Consider the following 19,088-nt stretch of genomic DNA (forward strand, 5'->3'; position numbering starts at 1 on the left):
GCAAACGGGACGGACCGACCACAATCGACAACTGTGAGCCACGCCACAGGGGAGAGCGTCGTCGCGGACGTCGGGTGCATCCGCGACGAACTGGCGTCGCGGATCGACATCGTGACGGCCGGCGCCGTCGCGCGGATCCGGGCCGAGGTCCCGTTCTACGCCACCGACGACATCGTCTCCGACCGGCTGCTCGCCGCCACCGTGCGCGACAACCTGCTCTTCATCATCGACTCGCTCACCGCGCCCACCTTCGACACCGCGCCGGCCGAGATCACCGGCCGCACCCGCGCCGAACTCGGCGTCCCCCTGGCTTCCGTCATGCACGCGTACCGGATCGGCGTGCACCGGATCTGGGAGGAGGTCATGGTGATCGCGGACGAGCGGCCCGAACTGAGCCGCCAGGCCCTGCTCAGCGCCGCGCAGCACATGTGGCAGGCGCAGGACGTGTACGTCGACGCGATGGCGGCCGCCCACCGGGACCGCACCACCGAGCAGGTGCTCGACGATGCGGCCGAACGCGCGGTGCTCGCCGAATACCTTTTGCAGGGCAGGATTCCGAGCGATCAGAGCCTGTGGGAGATCGCCACCCTGCTGCGCCTGCCCACCACCGGTCCGTACCTGGCCGTCGCCGCGGCGACCGAGATCGGGCGGCACCCGCTCCCCGGTATCGCCGACCGGTTGCGCGCCCTCGACGCCTACTCCGCGTGGCGCCTGCTGCCCGACCAGCTGATCGGCATCGTCCACGCGCCCACCGCCGAGATCCGCGCCGCGGTGATCGACCTGCTGCGCCGCGTGGCCACCGGCCGCGTCGGCGTGAGCGCGCCGTTCGCCGAGCTCCGCGACACTCCCCAGGGCCTGAACTTCGCGCGCCGCGAGCTGATCGGCCCCGGTGCGGGCGTCTCGGTGTTCGACGGATCGGTGCTGGGCACCGCCGCGATCGCGGCCCCCGAGACCACCGTCGACCTGGCGCGCGGCGTGCTCCGCGAGCTGTACCGGCTGCCCGACGACGATCGCGAGCCGCTGCAGGAGACCTTCCGCGCCTGGGTGGCGCACGACGGCAACGTCAAGGACGCCGCCGCCGAGCTCTACGTGCACCCGAACACCGTGCGGCACCGCCTGCGCCGGGTGGAGCAGCTGACCGGGAGGTCGGTGAACTCGCCACGGGAGCTCGCCGAGCTGTGCCTCGCCTTCGAGGTCGATGCCCGGATCGGCGTCGGCCGCACCCGCGATTCCCCGATCGACCCAGTGCGGTGACCCCGCCCGTTGTGCGCCGTGACACCCCACGGACCGAAACGTTGTTCCGTTACCATAGCCACCCGATGGTGTCGCCAGTCACTCTGAATACAGACGAAATCACCGCCGACGCGTAAGGACCGCCCGATGTCGAACCTCGCCGAAAACCTCACTGCCGCAGCCGCTGCGCGGCCGGACGCCCTCGCCCTCAAGTGCGACGACCTGGAGTACACCTACGCCGCCTTCGATGAGGCCTCGGCGCGTTTTGCGAGCTATCTCGCCGAGCAGGGCATCGAACCGGGCGACCGGGTGGGCATCATGCTGCCCAACACCCCGGCCTTCGCGGTGGTCTTCTACGGGATCATGCGGCGCGGCGCGGTGGCCGTGCCGATGAACCCGCTGCTCAAGGCCGCGGAGGTGGAGTACTACCTGGCCAACACCGGAGCCAAGGCCCTGTTCGCCACGCCGGTCTTCGCCGACGACGCCGAGGCCGGCGCGAAGGCCGCCGGGGCCGCCTGCCATTTCGGCGACGATGCGGCGCTGGCCACCCTGCTCGCGAAGCACGAGCCGGCCTCCGCCGTCGAACCCCGCGACGGCGGCGACACCGCGGTCATCCTGCACACCTCGGGCACCACCGGAAAGCCCAAGGGCGCCGAGCTGACCCATCAGGGTCTCGGCATGAACTGCGAGATCTCGGGCCGCACCCTGCTGCACCTGACCGGTGACGACGTGGTGATGGGGTGCCTGCCGCTGTTCCACGTCTTCGGCCTCACCTGCGGACTGAACGCCGCCGTGCGCTTCGGATCCACGCTCACCCTGATCCCGCGATTCGAGCCGCGCAAGGCGATCGAGGTGATCGGTCGCGACAAGGTGACCGTCTTCCTCGGTGTGCCCACGATGTACGCGGCGCTGGTCGCCGCCCTGCAGCCGGGCGACGACGTCTCCTCGCTGCGCGCCTGCGGCTCGGGCGGCGCGGCGCTGCCGCTGCAGGTGATCACCGACTTCGAGGCGGCCTTCGACGCGATCATCATGGAGGGCTACGGCCTGTCCGAGACCTCGCCCGTCGCGTCCTTCAACCACCCGGACAAGCCGCGCAAGGCCGGCACCATCGGCACGCCCATCGAGGGCGTGCAGATGCGCTGCGTGGACGACAGCGGCAATGAAGTGCCCCAGGGTGAGCGCGGCGAGGTGCAGGTGCGCGGCCACAACATCATGAAGGGCTACTGGAACCTGCCCGAGGCCACCGCGGCGTCGATCGACGAGAACGGCTGGTTCTCCACCGGCGACATCGGCATCGTCGACGAGGACGGCTACTTCTCCATCGTCGACCGCAAGAAGGAGATGATCATCCGCGGCGGCCTGAACGTGTACCCGCGCGAGATCGAAGAGGTGCTCTACAGCCACCCGGAGATCGCCGAGGCCGCCGTGGTCGGCATCCCCCACGACACGCTCGGTGAGGAGGTCGGTGCCGCCGTCGCGCTCAAGGCCGGTGCCGCGATCACCGCCGAGGCCATCCGCGATTTCGTCAAGGAGCGCGTGGCCTCCTACAAGTACCCGCGCCACGTCTGGCTGCTGACCGAGCTCCCCAAGGGCGCCACGGGCAAGGTCCAGAAGCGCGACATCGCCGTCCCCGAGCAGTTCACCGCCTGAGACCGAAGAGGACTGAACGATATGACCGACGCCAAGAACACCGACGATCTCACCAACGCCGACGAGCTGGGTGCCCCGCTCGACATGCTGCTGGTGAACTCCACCAAGTCCTTCGCCTCCCGGATGATGCCCAACGCCTCCTGGGCGCGGATGGCGCAGTCGCTGGCCGGTAAACCCGTCACCGTCGCCGAGCGCGGCGCGGGCCTGGCCAAGGAGCTCGGGCTGATCGCCGCGGGCAAGAGCCAGCGGGCCCCGAAGAAGGGCGACCGCCGCTTCGCCGACCCCGCGTGGACCCAGAATCCGCTGCTGCACCGCGTGGAACAGGCCTACCTGGCCGCCTCGGACACCGCCGATCAGCTCTACGAGGACGCCGACCTGGACTGGAAGGACGCCGAGCGGATGCGGTTCGTGCTCGACAACGTGATCGAGGGCGCCGCACCCACCAACATCCCCGGCCTCAACCCGTCGGGCTGGAAAGCCCTCATCGACACCGGCGGCCTGTCGGCGGTGCGCGGCGCGAAGGCCTTCGTGCGGGACATGTCGAAGCACCCCCGCATCCCCGCGATGATCGAGCCCGACGCGTACAAGGTGGGCGAGACCATCGCCGTCACCAAGGGCACCGTGGTGTTGCGCACCCCGATGTTCGAGCTGATCCACTACGCGCCGCAGACCAAGCAGGTGCGCGAGGTGCCACTGCTGATGGTGCCGCCCGTGATCAACAAGTTCTACATCATGGACATCGCGCCGGGCCGCAGCCTGATCGAGTACTACCTCAAGGGCGGCCAGCAGGTGTTCGCCGTGTCTTGGCGCAATCCCTCACCGGAGCACCGGGATTGGGGCTTCGACGAGTACGGTGCCGCGATCGTGCGGGCGCTGGACGCGATCCAGGTGATCACCGGCGCGGACAAGGCCAACGTCTTCGCCACCTGCTCCGGCGGCATCCTCACCTCGATGACGCTCTCGCACCTGTTCGCCACCGGGCACGGCGACCGCATCGCCGGCCTCACGCTGGGCGTCACCGTGCTCGACCAGAGCCACGCCGGCCTCGGCTCGGCGCTCGCCAGCCAGAAGGCGGCGGACGCGGCGATCCGCACCTCGGCGAGCCAGGGCTATCTCGACGGTGCCGCCATGGCCGAGATGTTCGCCTGGCTGCGGCCCACCGACCTGGTGTGGCGGTACTGGGTGAACAACTACATCGAGGGGAAGTCGCCCGCGCCCTTCGACGTGCTGTTCTGGAACGCCGACACCACCCGGATGACGGCGGCCCTGCACAAGGACATGGTGCTCATGGGGCTGAACAACACCCTGGTCACGCCGGGTGAGCAGACCATGATGGGCACGCCGGTCGATCTGTCCAAGATCGAGTGCGACGCCTACGTCCTCGGCGGCATCTCGGACCACATCTGCCCGTGGCAGGCCACCGAGCGCAGCGCCGCCCTGCTGGGCAGCAAGGACAACACCTACGTGCTCTCGACCGCCGGACACATCGCCTCGCTGGTGAACCCTCCCGGTAACCCGAAGTCGTCGTTCCGCACCGCGCCCGTGGTGCACGGCCAGACGCCGGAGGAGTGGTTCGAGAGTGCCGAGAAGCAGGCCGGCTCGTGGTGGCCGCACCACCTGGAGTGGCTGAACGCGCGCAGCGGTGCCGAGGTCGACGCGCCCAGGCAGTTGGGCGCCCCCGGCTACGAGCCGCTGGCCCCGGCACCCGGCACTTTCGTGCTCGAGAACTGATACCCGACAACGGATACGGAGACTTCCATGAGCACCACCGTCGCCACCCCCGCGGACCTGCTCGGTCTGGTGGGAACCCCGATGGGCACCACCGACTGGCTCACCATCGACCAGGATCGGGTGAACCTGTTCGCCGACGCCACGGGCGATCACCAGTGGATCCACACCGATCCCGAGCGGGCCGCCGCCGGACCGTACGGCCGCACCATCGCGCACGGCTACCTCACCCTCTCGCTGGCGCCTGTGCTGGTGGGGCAGGTGGTCACCGTCGAGAAGTTCGACGCGGCGGTGAACTACGGCCTCAACAAGGTGCGCTTCCCGGCGCCGGTCCCGGTGGGATCGAAGATCCGGGCCACCGTGGAACTGGCTGCGGCGCAGGAGAAGCCCTTCGGTATCGAGGCCACCTTCCGGCTCACCTACGAGGTGGAGGGCGGCGACCGTCCGGCCTGCATCGCGGAGACGGTGGTGCTGTACCGATGACCGACGAGGAGCGGGCGCCGGCCGATCAGGCCGGGGCCGAGGAACTGCCGGACATCTTCATCGCGACCGGCGGCCAACGGATCCGGGTGCGCTACCGCCCGGGCGTGGGGGTGCCGCTGGTGGTGTGCAACGGCATCGGCGCGAGCCTCGAGGTGCTCGAACCGTTCGTCGACGCGCTCGATCCGCAGCGGCCGGTGATCCGGTTCGACGCACCCGGTACCGGTGAATCCCCGGCGTCGCTGCTGCCCTACGGATTCCCGTATCTGGCCTGGGTTCTCGGTCGTGTCCTGGACGATCTCGGAGTCGGCGTGGTCGATGTGCTGGGGCTGTCCTGGGGTGGCGCGCTGGCGCAGCAGTTCGCCTTCCAGAATCCGTGGCGCTGCCGCCGGCTGATCCTGGTGTCCACGGGGACCGGCGCCGTCATGATCCCCGGTAACCCGCTGGTGCTGCGGAAGATGCTGACCCCGCGGCGGTTCAAGGACCCCACGTACGGCGCTCAGATCGCGGGCGAGCTGTACGGGGGCACCGTCCGGGAGGACGGGCAGGACGTGGCCGAGATCTTCATCAAGCAGCTGCACGCGGGGTCGAAGGTGGGCTACGTGCACCAGTTGCTGGCCGGCGCGGTGTGGACCTCGCTCTTCGCGCTGCCCGCGATCCGGCAGAAGACGCTGATCATGGCCGGTGAGGACGATCCGATCATCCCGATGGCGAACGCCAAGATCATGAAGAAGCTGATGCCCCGGGCCACCCTGTTCACCCACCCCGGCGGCCACGTCGATCTGGTGACCAACGCGGCGAAACTGGTGCCGGTGATCGACGAGTTCCTGGGCGCCCCGCACATCGGCAAGCGCACCTGGCGCGGGCGTCCGGCCGAACCGCTCACTCCGGGCGGGTAGGAGACTCCCGCAAGTACTGGAATGATTCCAGAATCAGGCGTAGCCTACGGACATGGCAGACGGCCCCACCGCTGAGGACCGGCTGCGGTCCGTGGGCCTGCGCATCACCGCACCCAGGGTGGCCGCACTCGGCTACCTCGACGGCCACCCGCACGCGACCGCGGACGACGTGGCCGAGCACCTGCGTGCCCAGCTCGGCACCGTCGCCACGCAGACCGTCTACGACGTGCTGCGCGTGTGCACCGAGAAGGGCCTGCTGCGCCGCATCGAGCCCGCGGGTTCAGCGGTGCGCTACGAGGGCCGCGTCGGCGACAATCACCACCACCTGGTGTGCCGCAACTGCGGCCGGATCATCGATGTCGACTGCGTGGTGGGCGCCGCGCCGTGTCTCACCCCCGACGACGACCACGGCTTCGTGATCGACGAGGCCGAGGTCACCTTCTGGGGCTACTGCGGCGACTGCGCTGCATCCCGCTGACCCGGAAAGTCGCGGGTCGCGTCGTCAATCAGTGGAACCGGAGGGTGCGTCGGCAGGCGGTTCGGCCCCGGAAGCAGCGGTGGTCGCATCGGGCGAGTCGCCCTTCGCATCCTTCGTCGCACCGCCGGTGCCGGCCCCCGCTTCGGGCAGCTCGGTGCTGGAGGAAGCGGCACCGTCCAGCTGCGTCGTGGGAGCGGCCGGCCCCTTCGGGGTCGCCGCCGGGGTGGCGTCGACGGTGGCCGGTGCGGTGACGCCGTCGTTCGCGGTGGAGACCGCTTCGATCTGGTCGCTCGCCGACGTCGACGTGGCGACGGGTTCCCGGACCGCCGGGATCGGCGCCACGCCATCCGGCGCGGGGATGGGATCAGACTGCGGAACAACGGAGGCGGGTGGCGGGAACGACGCCTCCAGCGACTTCCCGAACGCACCGACGGCCGCAATGAGATTGGACACCGTACGACCCGAACCGAAGATCCCGTCGAGTGCGAACTCGCCGACTTTGTACGCGCCGCCGTTCAGCACGTCCATCACGCCCAGGATGTTCCCGTTCCGCAGGTACGGCGCGGCGTCCTGCGCGGTCTGCAGAAGAATCCGGGGCACCCCGACGACGGTCGCCACGAGATTCGAGTTCGCCAGGCGCAGATACGAGTACGCCTCGGCGAAGGCCACCCCCACCGGGCCGATCCGCGGGACGAACCGATCGACCGCATCGGCACCGAAACTACTGAAAGCGATCCGGTAGCTGTCGGCGAAGTTCACCGCCCACGTGTACGCGGCCGCAGCATCGCCGGCGTCCAGGGCGGTGCGCATGCGTTCCACGGTGCCGTTGAATCCGGGCGTGTGGTCGGGGAAGAGGCTCCCGCCCTCCCAGAGGAACGTGGCATTGCGCCGCATGCTTTCGAGCATGCCGCGGAGCCACGTCACATCGTCGATGTCGGTGGGCGGAGGCAGGGGGCGGCGGCCGGACGCCGCGCTCAGAGCGGCCGTCGTGCCCGTCAGCTGCGCCGTCGTCGTCACGGCCGACGGAGCGAAGGAACGCTCGGCGGCCTGCGCCGCCGGTGCCAGTGCGACCGAGGCCGCGACGGCGAGCGCGGCGCCCGCGCGCAGCGGTGCCCGGAGTCCAGTGGAGCGGCGGCGAGACATGCAGTACCTACCTGTCAGTCGGAGCGTTCGATGGCGGCGAGGCCAGTGAGCGCGCTGATGATATTGCAAACCACGACGACGCACACCGGGATCGTCGCGTCCTCATTCGCCCGGACTGGACCGATGCGATGCGAGTACTGTCGCGAATGGACCGCCGGACCCGGCGGAATCGTCGCTGCAGAGAGCTAAGGAACCCCCGCACATGAGCCTGAAACTGCTGTTCAGCACCTCCTCGACCGCGACCGGCGGTGGCCGCGACGGTCACGTGAAGTCGGACTCGGGTCGGCTGGACCTCGACACCCGCCCGCCCGCCGAGCTCGGCGGCAACGGCGAGGGGACGAACCCGGAGGAGCTGTTCTCGGCCGGTTACGCAGCCTGCTTCCTGGGCGCCGTGCACGCGGTCGCGCGCGCCGAGCACGCCACCGTGCCCGACGACGCCTCGGTTTCGGTGAAGGTCGGCTTCGGCAAGACCGAGCACGGCTTCGGCATCAACGCCGCGATCACCGCATCGCTGCCCGGCCTGGACCAGTCCGCCGCCGAGGACCTGGTGGCCAAGGCGCACAAGCTGTGCCCGTACTCCAACGCCACCCGCGGCAACATCGACGTGGATCTCACCACGCAGGTCTAAGGATTCACCCGAATCTCCGGCCCGCCGCCCTGGGGCTCGTCTTCCTCGGCGGCGCGGCCGGCACATTCGTGCGGGCCGAGGTGGGGCACTGGCTGCCCCACAGTCCGTTCTCCTGGGCCACCTTCGCCGTCAATATGGCGGGGGCCTTCCTCCTGGGCGCGCTCACCGAGGCGCTGGCGCAGCGACCCGACGATGAGCGGGGCCGCCGCTACCGGCTGCTGCTCGGCACCGGATTCTGCGGCGGCCTCACCACCTACAGCGCCTTCGCGCTGGACATCCACGACGCGGCGCCCGCGATGGGCGCGCTGTACGCCGGGTCGACGATCCTGCTCGGCCTCGTCGCGGCCTTCGCCGGGGCGGCGGTGGTCCGACGATGACGATGCTGTTGATCGGCCTGGGCGGCGGGCTCGGCGCCGTGCTCCGATTCCTCGTGGACACCGCCCTGCGGTCGAGGATGTCCGTGTGGTCGACCGCCGTGATCAATGCGACCGGCTCGTTCCTCCTGGGCCTGTTCGCGGGTCTCGCGGCCCACCAGAGCCTCGGCGCGAGTGCGCTCGCCGTGCTCGGCACCGGGGTGTGCGGCGGCTACACCACTTTCAGCACGGCCACCGTCGAGACCCTGAATCTGCTGCGGGACCGCCGGTACCGCGACGGTGCCGCCTACGGTCTCGGCACGCTCGGCGTCAGCGTGGTCGCGGTGTGGGGCGGCTACGCCCTCGGCGCGCTATGACGAGGAGCTGCGGGCCAGCGCGTACCGGTACGCGCTGCGGGTGAGGATCAACGAGGCCAGGAACAGGAACATCACGATCACCCCGCCCCACATCGGAAGCCCGTCCAAGGGCTGGCCGTTGTGGTTCACGCCGTACTGGCTCACCGGATCGGTGTACTCGCGGGGGATGCCCAGCAGCACCTCGGCGGCCACGATGATGAAACCGATGAACGTGACGGCGGCGTAGGCCAGACCGGCCCAGCGCACACCGAACAGCGCGAACAGCCCGGTGAGCGCCATCAGCGCGCACACCACCAGCCCGGCGATCGCCAGGACCATCACCGTGATGGTGCGCATCCCCAGCGGGGACGACGGGAAGTTCCCCGGGTAGCCCTGAGTGCCGAGCAGCGCCGATGTCTGGACGATCGCGAAGACGTCCAGCGCGATCGCGCCCGCGCCTGCCGCCAGCGACACCAGCACCCAGAGCCAGACCGCGCCTCCCCGGCGCACGGACGCCACCGTCAGGCCAGCCGGGCCTTGACGGCGGCGGAGAGCCGCTTACCGTCGGCGGCGCCGGCGGCCTTCGCGTTGGCGATCTTCATGATCTGGCCCATGTTGCGCACCGTCGGGTCTTCGCCCAGATCGGCCTTGACCTGCGCGACCGCATCGTCGACGAGGCTGTTCAGCTCGTCCTCGGAGAGCTGCTTGGGCAGATAGCGCGACATCACCTCGGCCTCGGCGCGCTCCTTCTCCGCCAGCTCGTCGCGACCGTTGGCGGTGAAGATCTCCGCGGCCTCGCCGCGCTTCTTCACCTCGCGGGCCACCACCTTGAGGAACTCCTCATCGGTGAGCGCGTGCGCCGTCCCGGAGGTCTCCTCGTTCTGGATCGCCGACAGCAGCATGCGCAGCGTGCCGGTGACCAGGGTGTCCTTGGCCTTCATCGCGGTTTTGAGGTCGTCGCGGATCGCGGCCTTCACTTCAGACATGCTTTACAAGTTACGCGGTGCGCGCGGGCGGGGCACGGACGTATCCTGGCGGAATGGCAGTCAATCCCTCATTGGTCCGCGCAGGAGCGTCGCTGGTCGGCGCCGGTCTCGCCGGTGCCGCCTACGCGGGCGTGTACGAACGCAACGCGTTCACGCTGCGCGAGCACACGCTGCCGATCCTTCCGCCGGGCACGCCCACGCTGCGTCTGCTGCACATCTCCGATCTGCACATGACGCCCGGCCAGCGGCTCAAGCAGGGCTGGGTGCACGAGCTCGCGGCCCTCGAACCGGACCTCGTTGTGAACACGGGCGATAACCTGTCGCACCCGCGGGCGGTGCCGTCGGTGGTGCAGGCCCTCGATCCGCTGCTCGCGCGGCCGGGCCTGTTCGTCTTCGGTTCCAATGACTACTTCGGCCCCACCCCGAAGAACCCCGCCAAGTACTTCAACAAGAATCACGAGCGCCAGCACGGCGAGCCCCTGCCCTGGCAGGACCTGCGGGCCGCGTTCTCCGAGCGGGGCTGGCTGGACGCCACCCACACCAAGCGCCGGCTGGAGGCCGGTGGGGTGACGATCGCCGTTGCGGGCGTGGACGATCCGCACATCGACCGGGACCGGTACGAGACCGTGGCCGGGCGGGCCGACGAGTCCGTCGACCTGCGTCTCGCGCTCACGCATTCGCCCGAGCCCCGCGTGCTCGACCGGTTCGCGAGCGACGGCTACGACCTGGCGCTGGCCGGGCACACGCACGGCGGGCAGTTGTGCCTGCCGGTGGTGGGCGCGCTGGTGACCAACTGCGGCCTGGATCGCTCGCGGGTCAAGGGTGCCTCCGCGTGGGGTGCGCACATGAAGCTGCATGTGAGCGCCGGGCTCGGCACGTCGCCCTGGGCGCCGTTCCGCACCTTCTGCCGTCCCGAGGCCTCGCTGCTCACCCTCGTCGGCGCCCCCGTGCGCGATCGGGAAGTGGAATTGGGCCCCGTGATCGCCCCGGAGGCCGTTCAGGCCTGACCTGCGGATTTCAACTCCGACGGTGCCTGTAGTAATCTATTGCAGGTTGTCACCACGGGGTGTGGCGCAGCTTGGTAGCGCGCTTCGTTCGGGACGAAGAGGTCGTGGGTTCGAATCCCGCCACCCCGACTCGTTGGTTGAGACGACAGCAGGGCCCCTGATCAGCAGAGATGCTGGCCAGGGGCCTTACTCGCTGGTCGAGGCCCTCGGTGTCGACTCGGATGCGGCCCGCAGGGGCCCGCAGCAGATTCCTGCAACTCGAACGGCAGCATCCAGCGAGTTGGCTGCCGTTTCTAGATCCGTCTGCGATCAGATCGGCGTACGGTCGGTCCCCTCAGCTACTTGACCTGTCGCAGCACCCGGTATGCCGCCGAGGTGGCCTGGAACGTCTTGGTCGGCTGCTTATCGACGAACTCGGAGACGTACCGCCCCATGGCGACCCCGGCAGGCGTACTACAGCTCGGATGTGACGCAGCCGGAGTTCGCTTCCACCGAAGGTGTCGGTCGCCCTGGCTACGGTGATCCCAAATAGGACCGCTGGTCGATCCTCCCAGGAACGGAGCCGCAGCTATGCCGTACAAGCCCAGTGATGCGTCGAAAGGGTTCGTAGACGCCTCCCAGCACGCGCTCGGAGTGAATCTCGCCGATGTTGGAGCTTGGCTCGGACCGGCTATTGCGGCGGTATGGGTCTGGTCTTCTGTGCTGCTGGGACACACGTCCGGCCAGGACATCCCGACGCCGATTCTGTGGCTCCACGAGATCCTGGGATGGGCTGGTGTACAGGAGACCTGGACAACTTCCGTGAGTGAGTGGCTGACCGTTCGACCGGTCGTGTTCTGGGTCGCTGTCCTGGTCGCGGTCTACCTCGTCGGAGTCCAGAACTCATCACGCGCTCCGATGTCGACCGCTGTCTGGATCCTGTTGATCGCGGCTGCGTCCACTCGGAGCCTTGCCTCGACCGTTGTCTGGTTCCTTCTTCTAACTGCGCTGTTCACCGCGGCTGCCGCCGTGTCGGAGCGTTTACAGAAGGGAAGTGGCGCCTTCATCGGAGCAGCGTGGTACGCCAAGGAATGGATTGCTGGGCCGTTCCTCATGGTGGGGATCGTGCTCTTCGCCCCGCTCTACGTGTTGGTTGCCGCCGTGAACCACTACAGGTTCCAGACTGCTCGACTGCGCGGGGTGGATCTGGGAATCGACATTGGTCGGCTGACGAACGGCCCCATGCAGGACGCGCCTACAAGGGACGTTGTATCCCTGTTGGCGCGGGTGCTCCTCGTCGACGAAGATGATCGACGGTCAGCCGCGGACATGATCGAGTTCAGCGTGAAGCAGGCAGGGGCGAAACCGGTGGGAACACCCGTCGTTACCCACACGTTTCCGGGGTTGTCGCTGCCCGCTCGAAGAATTCGAAGCACCGACGACTCCATCGCGGTCAAGTCGAGACTGCTCGGCGTGCCAGAGGACACGATGGCTCTCTGGCAGCTGGGAAAAGTGCATCCGACGGACGCGCAGAAACGCGAACTACGGGACCTTGAGCAGGTGATGGATCACGCGGCTGAGGTGTGGGCGCCGGGTGTGATCGTGGATTGGCTCGAAGGTACCAACGCCTTCCTGGATGGGGCGCGCCCGATTGATGTTCTCCGGGCCGGCCGCCTGTCCGAGGTCCTTGCGGCACTGGACAGCGTGGACTCCGGAGGTGCTTAGGTGCTCGTGTATCGCACATTCCCCCATCTCCCGACGGCGCTGCCGGGCGACTCTGGGCATTGGTCCTACCTCCACCGTCCTCAGGGGCGAGGGCGTTTGGACAACCCTGACCTGTACGACACTTGGTACTTCGCACTGACGCCCGAGGCTGCAGTCGGGGAGACATTCGGCGACCTGCCTCGCTGGGGAAGCGCGATGTTCGAGTTCCCGCACCTCGTAGGCGCGAAGCGTGTACTTGGGGTGTTCGAGGTCCCTGACGACAGTCGGCTACTCGACCTCGACGATGCGAATGCCTTGGTGGATAGAGCCCTACGTCCGACGCAAGTGATCGTTCGGAACCGGTCCACAAGCCAGGGCTGGGCCAGAAAAATCTACGGCGAGCGCTCAGCTTCCCGTGATCGAGTGTGGGATGGAGTCCGCTGGTGGTCGTTCCATCGCGCGCAGTGGACCGTCGTGGCGCTTTGGGCGCCACCGGGGTCCGCTGCGCCATACTCCTGTGTCCGCGTCGAGGATCTAAGCACTGACCATCCCGCAGTGCTAGATGCGGCAAGGGCACTGGGACGACAGGTCGTTTGAGCGACTGAGACTCGGATGCACTGAAATCGTCTCGAGGGTTCGCGTCGAGCCCGTTGGATCGCGCCCGACTACACGACGGGGACTGGGAGTGCAGAACCCTGATCGGTGGAAACACTGATCAGGGGGTGCAGCAGCCGCCAGCGCCCTGCGGATTCCCGGCCCGGACCGTTCGACCGGCACGTAAGGCCACTCCCCGCCCATGCGGACCGGTAGTTGTAGACGCTGGCGCGGCTGATGCCGTAGTCGGCGGCGAGCTCCGAGGGTGATTCGGCGGCGGCGGGGCGAGTGCGCAGCTCGGCGGTACCTTCCCGCCTGGTTCGAAGCCGAGATCGCGAACCGACGCCCATTCTGGGCCATCCTCCCCGAGATGGCGGGATGCTCATCCGTCAGGGCCTGCGGACTAGAAGCGCGATCAACGTGCCGCCGGCGACGTAGGAGGTGATCCGAAGAGATTCTCAAGGTCACCGTTTTGTGTGAGCATCTCGACGCGCGTTCGGTACCGATCGCGGCGCGCTTGTGTATGCGGTTCAACGCAGGCCCCGTCGATGACCGCCTCGATCACATTGCTCAGCGCCATCGCGGCAATGCGGCGCGCGAACTCCGCGATCGTTTCGCACGCAGCAGTCGAGATTGGGCCTCCGTGGATCGCCGCGTTGCGGGTACGGCGGAGACGCGCGGTGCAGGCGTCTACCCGCTCGGTCTCGTCCGCGAATGCTTTCGCTAGCGCTCCGGGTGAGGCGAGCGTGTCGTCGAGTTCTGCGAGACTGCGTGCGAGCCAGTGGTCACGGTATATGCGGCGCAGCGCGCCGGTGTGCGCCACCGTCCTCGCGCGAACAATCGGCCCATCCCATGAGTTGTCTCGAATGTCCGCAGTGATGTCACGTAGCTCCTGGACTGGGGCCGCGCCGGGTGAGTGGTCGGGGACGTGCGCTACCGCAGCTTGAAAGACGTCCGCGACAGCACGGTGTGCGAACTTTTCGACCGTGTAGAAGTCGACCAGGTACTTGGTGACGTACTCCGTCCACTTGAGGGACGGGCGCTCCGTTCTTGCGTTGCAGTGCTCGATTGCGCGGACAGCGGCACGCACGACGGCCTCGGGGTTCGAATCGGGTGCCTCTCGGAGCTCTTCTTGGAGCTGGAGTACTGGGAGCAGCTCCGTTGCGGCGTCCGCCGTAATCGTCACGCCCTTGCCGCCAAGTTCTCTCAGTGAATCAGTGAAGTGGTCATTCATGTGGTCGAGGGTGTGGCTGATGTGTTCGTGCTTTAGGCCCCAGCTCAGTGAGTGGTAGTGGAGTCGCTCGGTTTCGCCGAACAGTAGCGATCCCTTTAGCACCTCCCAGGTATTCGTGTCGGTGCCGATCACCTTCAGGATCGCGTCGAGCAGATTCCGGGCGCGCGACATTGCGTGGTGCCGTTCAACCCCGGACACTTCCACCCTTGCGTACACGAGGCCGGGCTTGTACTCGAATCCCATGTGCTCGTTCGGCCCCTCGTCCGAGGTCTGCAGCTCGCGTACCTGCTCGATCAGGAGTTCCTCTGGAACGACCCCATACAGTTCACGAGCCGAGTCGTAATCGGTGAGCGCCCCCGCGAGGCTCACCGCCGGGTAGAACGCCACAGCTCCATGCGTCGCGCAGTAGCTACCCTTGACGAACGCGTGGTCTATCCGGAACCACACCACGAAGTTCCCCGTAGGAGTAGGTGCCACGACACACCGTTCGGACAACGCCTGAAGCTCGTCGGGACCCAGTGCCGAATCGCCGTTGATTTCGATTTTGCTCAGATCGACCTCGTCGCCGAGACTATGTTGCGCAATGCGCACCGTATGATCAGACCCGAGCAACACGTCGAGCGCAGTCTGCAATTGACCGGATGCGCCGGGGTCCTGGTTGCGGCGGTGGCACAGAGCGATGACCGTGTCCCGCAGATACTTCACTCTGTCACCGGAGAACGCTCTGTGGTCGGGGTTCTTGCAGGCCGTGATCAGGTCACGCCAGGCAGCAACGAGGGCATCGTCCTGGTCGAGTAGAGCACCGAGTGCTGCTGCCCATTTTGCGACATCGGGTCGTTTCGAGTCGTCGACCGCCCGCGGCCCTGAGCTGCCAGTTAGGAGGTCGTTGGCGATCAAGCGGTGCAGATCTCGTACCGCGGCCGTCACTAGGGACGCAAGTTCCGGTCCCACCCATTTGAGGCTGTCCTCGAGGTCTCGCGCGCGGGATGTCCAGTCGTTCTTCTGCATCCCATTGTGAGGCTGGGGATCGAGGGCCGCCTCTTCGATCTCTTCCGTGATCGCCGGCAGTGCCATGACCCCGGCCTGGCAGATCACCGCCGCGTTGTTCAGAACGTACTCACGCAACTCCTCGATCCACCGTTCTCGCTGATCGAATATGTCTCGCGCCATGCCATCACACTTTCGTCGGACCTGATTCCGGCCTGTGACTGCTGGGAGAGCACACACGGTCGTGTGCTGTTCGCACGAAGACGCGTCGCAGGCGGGTGCGCATTACATCATCCTCAGAGCGGACAGGTAGCGCTCGCCTTTTCACTTACGCCGTGTCCGGCTGCGGCGGCTGTCGCGACGCGCGATGGCGTACGGCGTCGATTCGCCGAGGCTGTGACGACCGTGCAGGTGGTAAGCCTCTTCGCTGCCCGCTGCCCGCTGCCCGCTGCCCGCTGCCCGCTGCCCGCTGCCCGCTGCCCGTCGCCAGCTGGATCTGCTACCGGTCCTTATCGCGCTCACTCTGTGTCCTCGCTCTCGCTGCGGTCAGCGGCGTCTGCCTTGTCGAGGAAGGCTTTGCAGTCGGGGCATAGCCGCGTCGGTCGCCCTGGGCGCAGGCCATCATCATTAGGCGAGGCGTAACCGCCGCACAGTTGACAGGTCCGGCGGCTCTGTTTCCGAGCCCAGCCGATAGCCAGGCCGTGCCGCGCTCGAAGCGCCGGATCCTCGGTGGCAACGGCAATCCGTAGCTCACCGAACTTCTCCTCGACCGGGATGTGCGGCGCGACTCGATCCCACCCGGCACTACATCCCGCAGATAACCAACCTGGCACTTCCCGAGAGTTCAGTGGCGATACAGGGTGAACTGCTCCCACGCCGGTCGAAGCTTCCGGCGATCCGACGTCCGCGCAGCCTCCTCGTCCTGCTCCCGCAGGAACCGTTTGGTCAGATCGAACGCCGCCTCCACCTGATCCGCCGTTACCGGATCAGCGCCGTGGTACGCCGACAGGGCCGAGAACAGGCACGAAAACCACCGCGTCGCCTCGAAGATCTGTACCTCGCCGGTCCCCGCGATCAGCACCGCGTCCTCGCGGGCCAGCCTCATCCACTTCTTCTGCACGGCCTTTTCGGTGTAGCAGGCGTCGACCACGAGAATCCGCGTGGGAACTGGCGCCTTCATCTGGTTCCACAGTTTCTGCGGGCTCGCTGGTGTGGCATCGTGCGGCCGGTCGAGCAGAGCCCACGTGTGCGCATTCCCGGTGTTCGGGCCGCCGTGCGCGATGATGACGGTCATCAGCGACGGCTGTGCCAGCTCCTCGGCCAGCTCTTCGAGCGTCCACGGCCACGCCACCTCCTGCCTGGAACTGAGCCTGAACAGCCCTTTGGTCGTTCCCGGGGCCAGGCCCTTCACGAGCCCCTTGATCGCGGGCGCGGTGTCCTGCGTCCACCTGTCCCGGGGCGGCGACGGGTAGCCCCACACGATGATCCGGATCAACCCGCTTCGAAGCGCCTCATCGAACTCGGTCACAGCACGGTACCTTCCCGAGCGTCATCCAAGTTCCTCCCTGCTCAGAGCTATTCACCCTGATGCTAACCGGATTTCGACTGCTCAGAGCGGCTCTGATCGCCGTCATCGCAGTCGCCGGAGTCTTGGCTGACGCTGCGGCTGCACGATCGGCCTCAGTGAACATGGTCTCGGTAACCGTAAGCCGAGCCGGCCCTGGACGTCGTTGATACCTGAGTGATTGGCCATCTACCGGCGCCGAGTAGACGTCCCCCGTCCTAGCTTCGTCGGATCCGGCGAGGCGGACTCGTTCCCAGCGGTGTGGCCCTGGCCCGCAGATGGCCCGCAACAGTGTCATCGCGCCTCATCGACGGTCAACGGTTCCAACAGGCTGAGGTGCACGTATCCAACGCCGTCAACGCTACCGTCAACGGCCAACGCCCAGGATGCGGAGTTCGGGACGAAGAGGTCGTGGGTTCGAATCCCGCCACCCCGACTCGTTGGTTGAGACGACAGCAGGGCCCCTGATCAGCAGAGATGCTGGCCAGGGGCCTTACTTGTATCCGCTGCGCGGGGCTCCACGAGCACTCGCTGCACACCGGGCTGATTCAGTTGAGCTCGCTGGACGCCGCTACGCACTGGAGAGCCACAGCGATGCTCGTCACGAGCAAGTAGTCGAATGTCGACGGGCTGGGATCCTTGTCCTTGACGCTATACCACCAACTGTCACACGCTGACGGAAGCTCGATCACGTCGTTTCGTTCGTTGAGTGCTAGGGCTAGATCCCTCACCAGGGCAGCAGTCGCGGATGGGATGTGGCTCGACTCTGCCCAATCAAGTAGGCGGTCACAGATCTCTCCTGGAGTGCCGGCGTTGCACAGGCTCGGAGGCAGAGGTGGCATCGTCATGTCCCGAGCGTATCGATGCCTACACGGGCGGCTGGCCGCGTCGGACACGGCGATGTGCGCGTACGAGTAGTCCCACGACAAGTGCGGCGATGACGACGACGATCAGTGGAAGTGCGACGTAGGTAGCCCTCCACGCGCAGCCCGGGAAGATACTCGCAATCACTCCGACGAGCGTGGCGACAGCACCCATGTAGGTGATGTACGCGCCCACGACTTCCATAGTGATTGGGCCTCGCCTGAGCATGTGCGGCGATAGGACGAGGAACGCACCGATGAGGAGGGCCGCACCACCTCCGATCGTCCATGCGATTGCTAGGGGCGGTTGAGTTACTGCGCATCCGTTCATGGCGGAACGATAGGACTTCGCTCCGACAAGTTCGCGGGCGTACGGAACGCGCAGATTGCGACAGCGTCGCGCGGTTGTCCCAGATCGAGCGATACGCGGCTCATCCGCCCTCGTCGCGTCGGTCGTGCGCCTCGAACTGACCGCGCGGCATCTCCGACTGGTGAAATGCAGCGGATATGCGAGACCGTGCTTCGGTGCCAACCCCTTGGTCCGCCAGGCTGATGGCCGATTCAAAATCGGCGAAGCCACTGCCCGCGACTACCTCAGAGCGTCGCGCGTCCGAGGACCACGGGGGAGGTGGGGAAGGGCACCCAGCTCGGGGCGAGCAACTCGCCGTCGGCGGCGGTCACCGTCAGGCCACCGGAGGCGATGACGCCTACGGCGTCGCGGTGGGTGTGGCAGTTGCCGAACAGGCGCGGCCAGACGGTGGCGTCCGCCGCCTTCTGCAGGCCCTCCAGTATTCGGCCGTCGGCGGCGACGTGCTCCAGGAAGCGGAGCTCGCCAGTGGGCTTCATCAGACGCCGGATCTGCGCGATCGCCGCGCCGGGATCGGGCAGCGAACACAGCACCAGGCTCAGGACGACGGCGTCGAACGGCGCACCGTCGTACTCGTCGAGGCGTTCGGACCGCAGCTCGATCCGGGGATCGGTGGTCGCCGCCTGGCTCCGCAGTCCGGCCTCCGGCTCCAGCGCCACTACCTCGGTGACCTCCGCCGGGTAGAGCGGGAAGTTGGTGCCGGCGCCGACCTCGAGTACGCGCCCCGCCAGACCCGCGAGATTGTCGCGGCGCAATTCGCGGAGCCGAGGCGGCTCGTTCCGGACGATCCCCGGCCACAGCCGCACGAACAACGAATCACCGGCCATGTCCACTCCTCGGGTAGCCGTTCGGGCC

General features: G+C 67.5%; 18 protein-coding genes and 1 tRNA gene. 13 read left to right on the forward strand and 6 right to left on the reverse strand.

Annotated features, from left to right (window positions below; translation table 11 throughout):
* Positions 1-33 precede the first annotated feature (33 nt).
* The 6 genes from ABD108_RS17135 to ABD108_RS17160 all read left to right on the forward strand — a co-directional run bounded on the left by ABD108_RS17135 (position 34) and on the right by ABD108_RS17160 (position 6,468).
* Entirely contained in the window at positions 34-1,254 is a 1,221-nt protein-coding gene (locus ABD108_RS17135; RefSeq protein ID WP_220657418.1) for a PucR family transcriptional regulator, read from the forward strand.
* 126 nt (positions 1,255-1,380) lie between these two features.
* Positions 1,381-2,883 carry a long-chain-fatty-acid--CoA ligase gene (locus tag ABD108_RS17140; protein ID WP_305112386.1) on the forward strand — a complete coding sequence of 501 codons (1,503 nt, stop codon included), beginning with the start codon at positions 1,381-1,383 and terminating at the stop codon, positions 2,881-2,883.
* 21 nt (positions 2,884-2,904) lie between these two features.
* Positions 2,905-4,614, forward strand: a complete 1,710-nt coding sequence (locus ABD108_RS17145; RefSeq protein ID WP_343930903.1) for a PHA/PHB synthase family protein — start codon at positions 2,905-2,907, stop codon at positions 4,612-4,614.
* A gap of 27 nt (positions 4,615-4,641) precedes the next feature.
* A complete protein-coding gene (locus ABD108_RS17150; RefSeq protein WP_220657421.1) occupies positions 4,642-5,094 on the forward strand; it encodes a MaoC family dehydratase in 453 nt (150 codons plus the stop codon).
* Positions 5,091-5,990, forward strand: a complete 900-nt coding sequence (locus ABD108_RS17155) for an alpha/beta fold hydrolase (RefSeq protein ID WP_343930904.1) — start codon at positions 5,091-5,093, stop codon at positions 5,988-5,990. The genes ABD108_RS17150 and ABD108_RS17155 overlap by 4 nt, the downstream gene beginning before the upstream one ends.
* A 52-nt stretch (positions 5,991-6,042) precedes the next feature.
* A complete protein-coding gene (locus ABD108_RS17160) occupies positions 6,043-6,468 on the forward strand; it encodes a Fur family transcriptional regulator (RefSeq protein WP_220657422.1) in 426 nt (141 codons plus the stop codon).
* A 24-nt stretch (positions 6,469-6,492) separates the two neighbouring features.
* Here the strand turns inward: ABD108_RS17160 and ABD108_RS17165 are convergent, their stop codons facing one another.
* A complete protein-coding gene (locus ABD108_RS17165; protein ID WP_343930905.1) occupies positions 6,493-7,611 on the reverse strand; it encodes a hypothetical protein in 1,119 nt (372 codons plus the stop codon).
* Between the two features lie 202 nt (positions 7,612-7,813).
* Between ABD108_RS17165 and ABD108_RS17170 the strand changes: the two genes are divergently transcribed.
* The 3 genes from ABD108_RS17170 to ABD108_RS17180 are packed head-to-tail and all read left to right on the forward strand — an operon-like array spanning position 7,814 to position 8,969.
* Positions 7,814-8,239, forward strand: coding sequence for an organic hydroperoxide resistance protein (locus ABD108_RS17170; RefSeq protein WP_220657424.1), 426 nt, complete (start codon positions 7,814-7,816; stop codon positions 8,237-8,239).
* Entirely contained in the window at positions 8,179-8,616 is a 438-nt protein-coding gene (locus ABD108_RS17175) for a fluoride efflux transporter FluC (protein ID WP_343930906.1), read from the forward strand. The genes ABD108_RS17170 and ABD108_RS17175 overlap by 61 nt, the downstream gene beginning before the upstream one ends.
* Positions 8,613-8,969: a fluoride efflux transporter FluC gene (locus ABD108_RS17180; protein WP_343930907.1), complete on the forward strand. Its 357-nt coding sequence runs from the start codon at positions 8,613-8,615 to the stop codon at positions 8,967-8,969. Before ABD108_RS17175 ends, ABD108_RS17180 begins: the two co-directional genes overlap by 4 nt.
* Here ABD108_RS17180 and ABD108_RS17185 read toward each other — a convergent pair.
* Both ABD108_RS17185 and ABD108_RS17190 read right to left on the reverse strand, forming a co-directional pair.
* Positions 8,964-9,458 carry a hypothetical protein gene (locus ABD108_RS17185; RefSeq protein WP_305112393.1) on the reverse strand — a complete coding sequence of 165 codons (495 nt, stop codon included), beginning with the start codon at positions 9,456-9,458 and terminating at the stop codon, positions 8,964-8,966. The genes ABD108_RS17180 and ABD108_RS17185 overlap by 6 nt on opposite strands.
* A gap of 11 nt (positions 9,459-9,469) precedes the next feature.
* Positions 9,470-9,934, reverse strand: a complete 465-nt coding sequence (locus ABD108_RS17190) for a GatB/YqeY domain-containing protein (RefSeq protein WP_305112394.1) — start codon at positions 9,932-9,934, stop codon at positions 9,470-9,472.
* A 53-nt stretch (positions 9,935-9,987) separates the two neighbouring features.
* Here ABD108_RS17190 and ABD108_RS17195 point away from each other — a divergent pair, with 53 nt between their 5' ends.
* The 4 genes from ABD108_RS17195 (at position 9,988) to ABD108_RS17210 (ending at position 13,221) form a co-directional block, all read left to right on the forward strand.
* Positions 9,988-10,941, forward strand: a complete 954-nt coding sequence (locus ABD108_RS17195; protein ID WP_220657427.1) for a metallophosphoesterase — start codon at positions 9,988-9,990, stop codon at positions 10,939-10,941.
* Between the two features lie 55 nt (positions 10,942-10,996).
* A tRNA-Pro gene (locus tag ABD108_RS17200) sits at positions 10,997-11,070 on the forward strand.
* A 441-nt stretch (positions 11,071-11,511) separates the two neighbouring features.
* Complete coding sequence (locus tag ABD108_RS17205; protein WP_343930908.1) at positions 11,512-12,645, forward strand: hypothetical protein; 1,134 nt, start codon at positions 11,512-11,514, stop codon at positions 12,643-12,645.
* Positions 12,646-12,651: 6 nt separating this feature from the next.
* Positions 12,652-13,221 carry an RES domain-containing protein gene (locus ABD108_RS17210; protein WP_343930934.1) on the forward strand — a complete coding sequence of 190 codons (570 nt, stop codon included), beginning with the start codon at positions 12,652-12,654 and terminating at the stop codon, positions 13,219-13,221.
* A gap of 412 nt (positions 13,222-13,633) precedes the next feature.
* On the opposite strand, the gene ABD108_RS17215 is transcribed toward ABD108_RS17210, so the two are convergent.
* From ABD108_RS17215 to ABD108_RS17225, 3 genes are all read right to left on the reverse strand, one after another.
* Positions 13,634-15,622 carry a hypothetical protein gene (locus ABD108_RS17215; protein WP_343930909.1) on the reverse strand — a complete coding sequence of 663 codons (1,989 nt, stop codon included), beginning with the start codon at positions 15,620-15,622 and terminating at the stop codon, positions 13,634-13,636.
* A gap of 661 nt (positions 15,623-16,283) precedes the next feature.
* Positions 16,284-16,967 carry a hypothetical protein gene (locus ABD108_RS17220; RefSeq protein WP_343930910.1) on the reverse strand — a complete coding sequence of 228 codons (684 nt, stop codon included), beginning with the start codon at positions 16,965-16,967 and terminating at the stop codon, positions 16,284-16,286.
* A 1,493-nt stretch (positions 16,968-18,460) separates the two neighbouring features.
* A complete protein-coding gene (locus ABD108_RS17225) occupies positions 18,461-19,060 on the reverse strand; it encodes a class I SAM-dependent methyltransferase (RefSeq protein WP_343930911.1) in 600 nt (199 codons plus the stop codon).
* Positions 19,061-19,088: the final 28 nt, after the last annotated feature.

It is taken from the genome of Tsukamurella strandjordii (genome assembly GCF_039525985.1).
Lineage (GTDB): Bacteria > Actinomycetota > Actinomycetes > Mycobacteriales > Mycobacteriaceae > Tsukamurella > Tsukamurella strandjordii.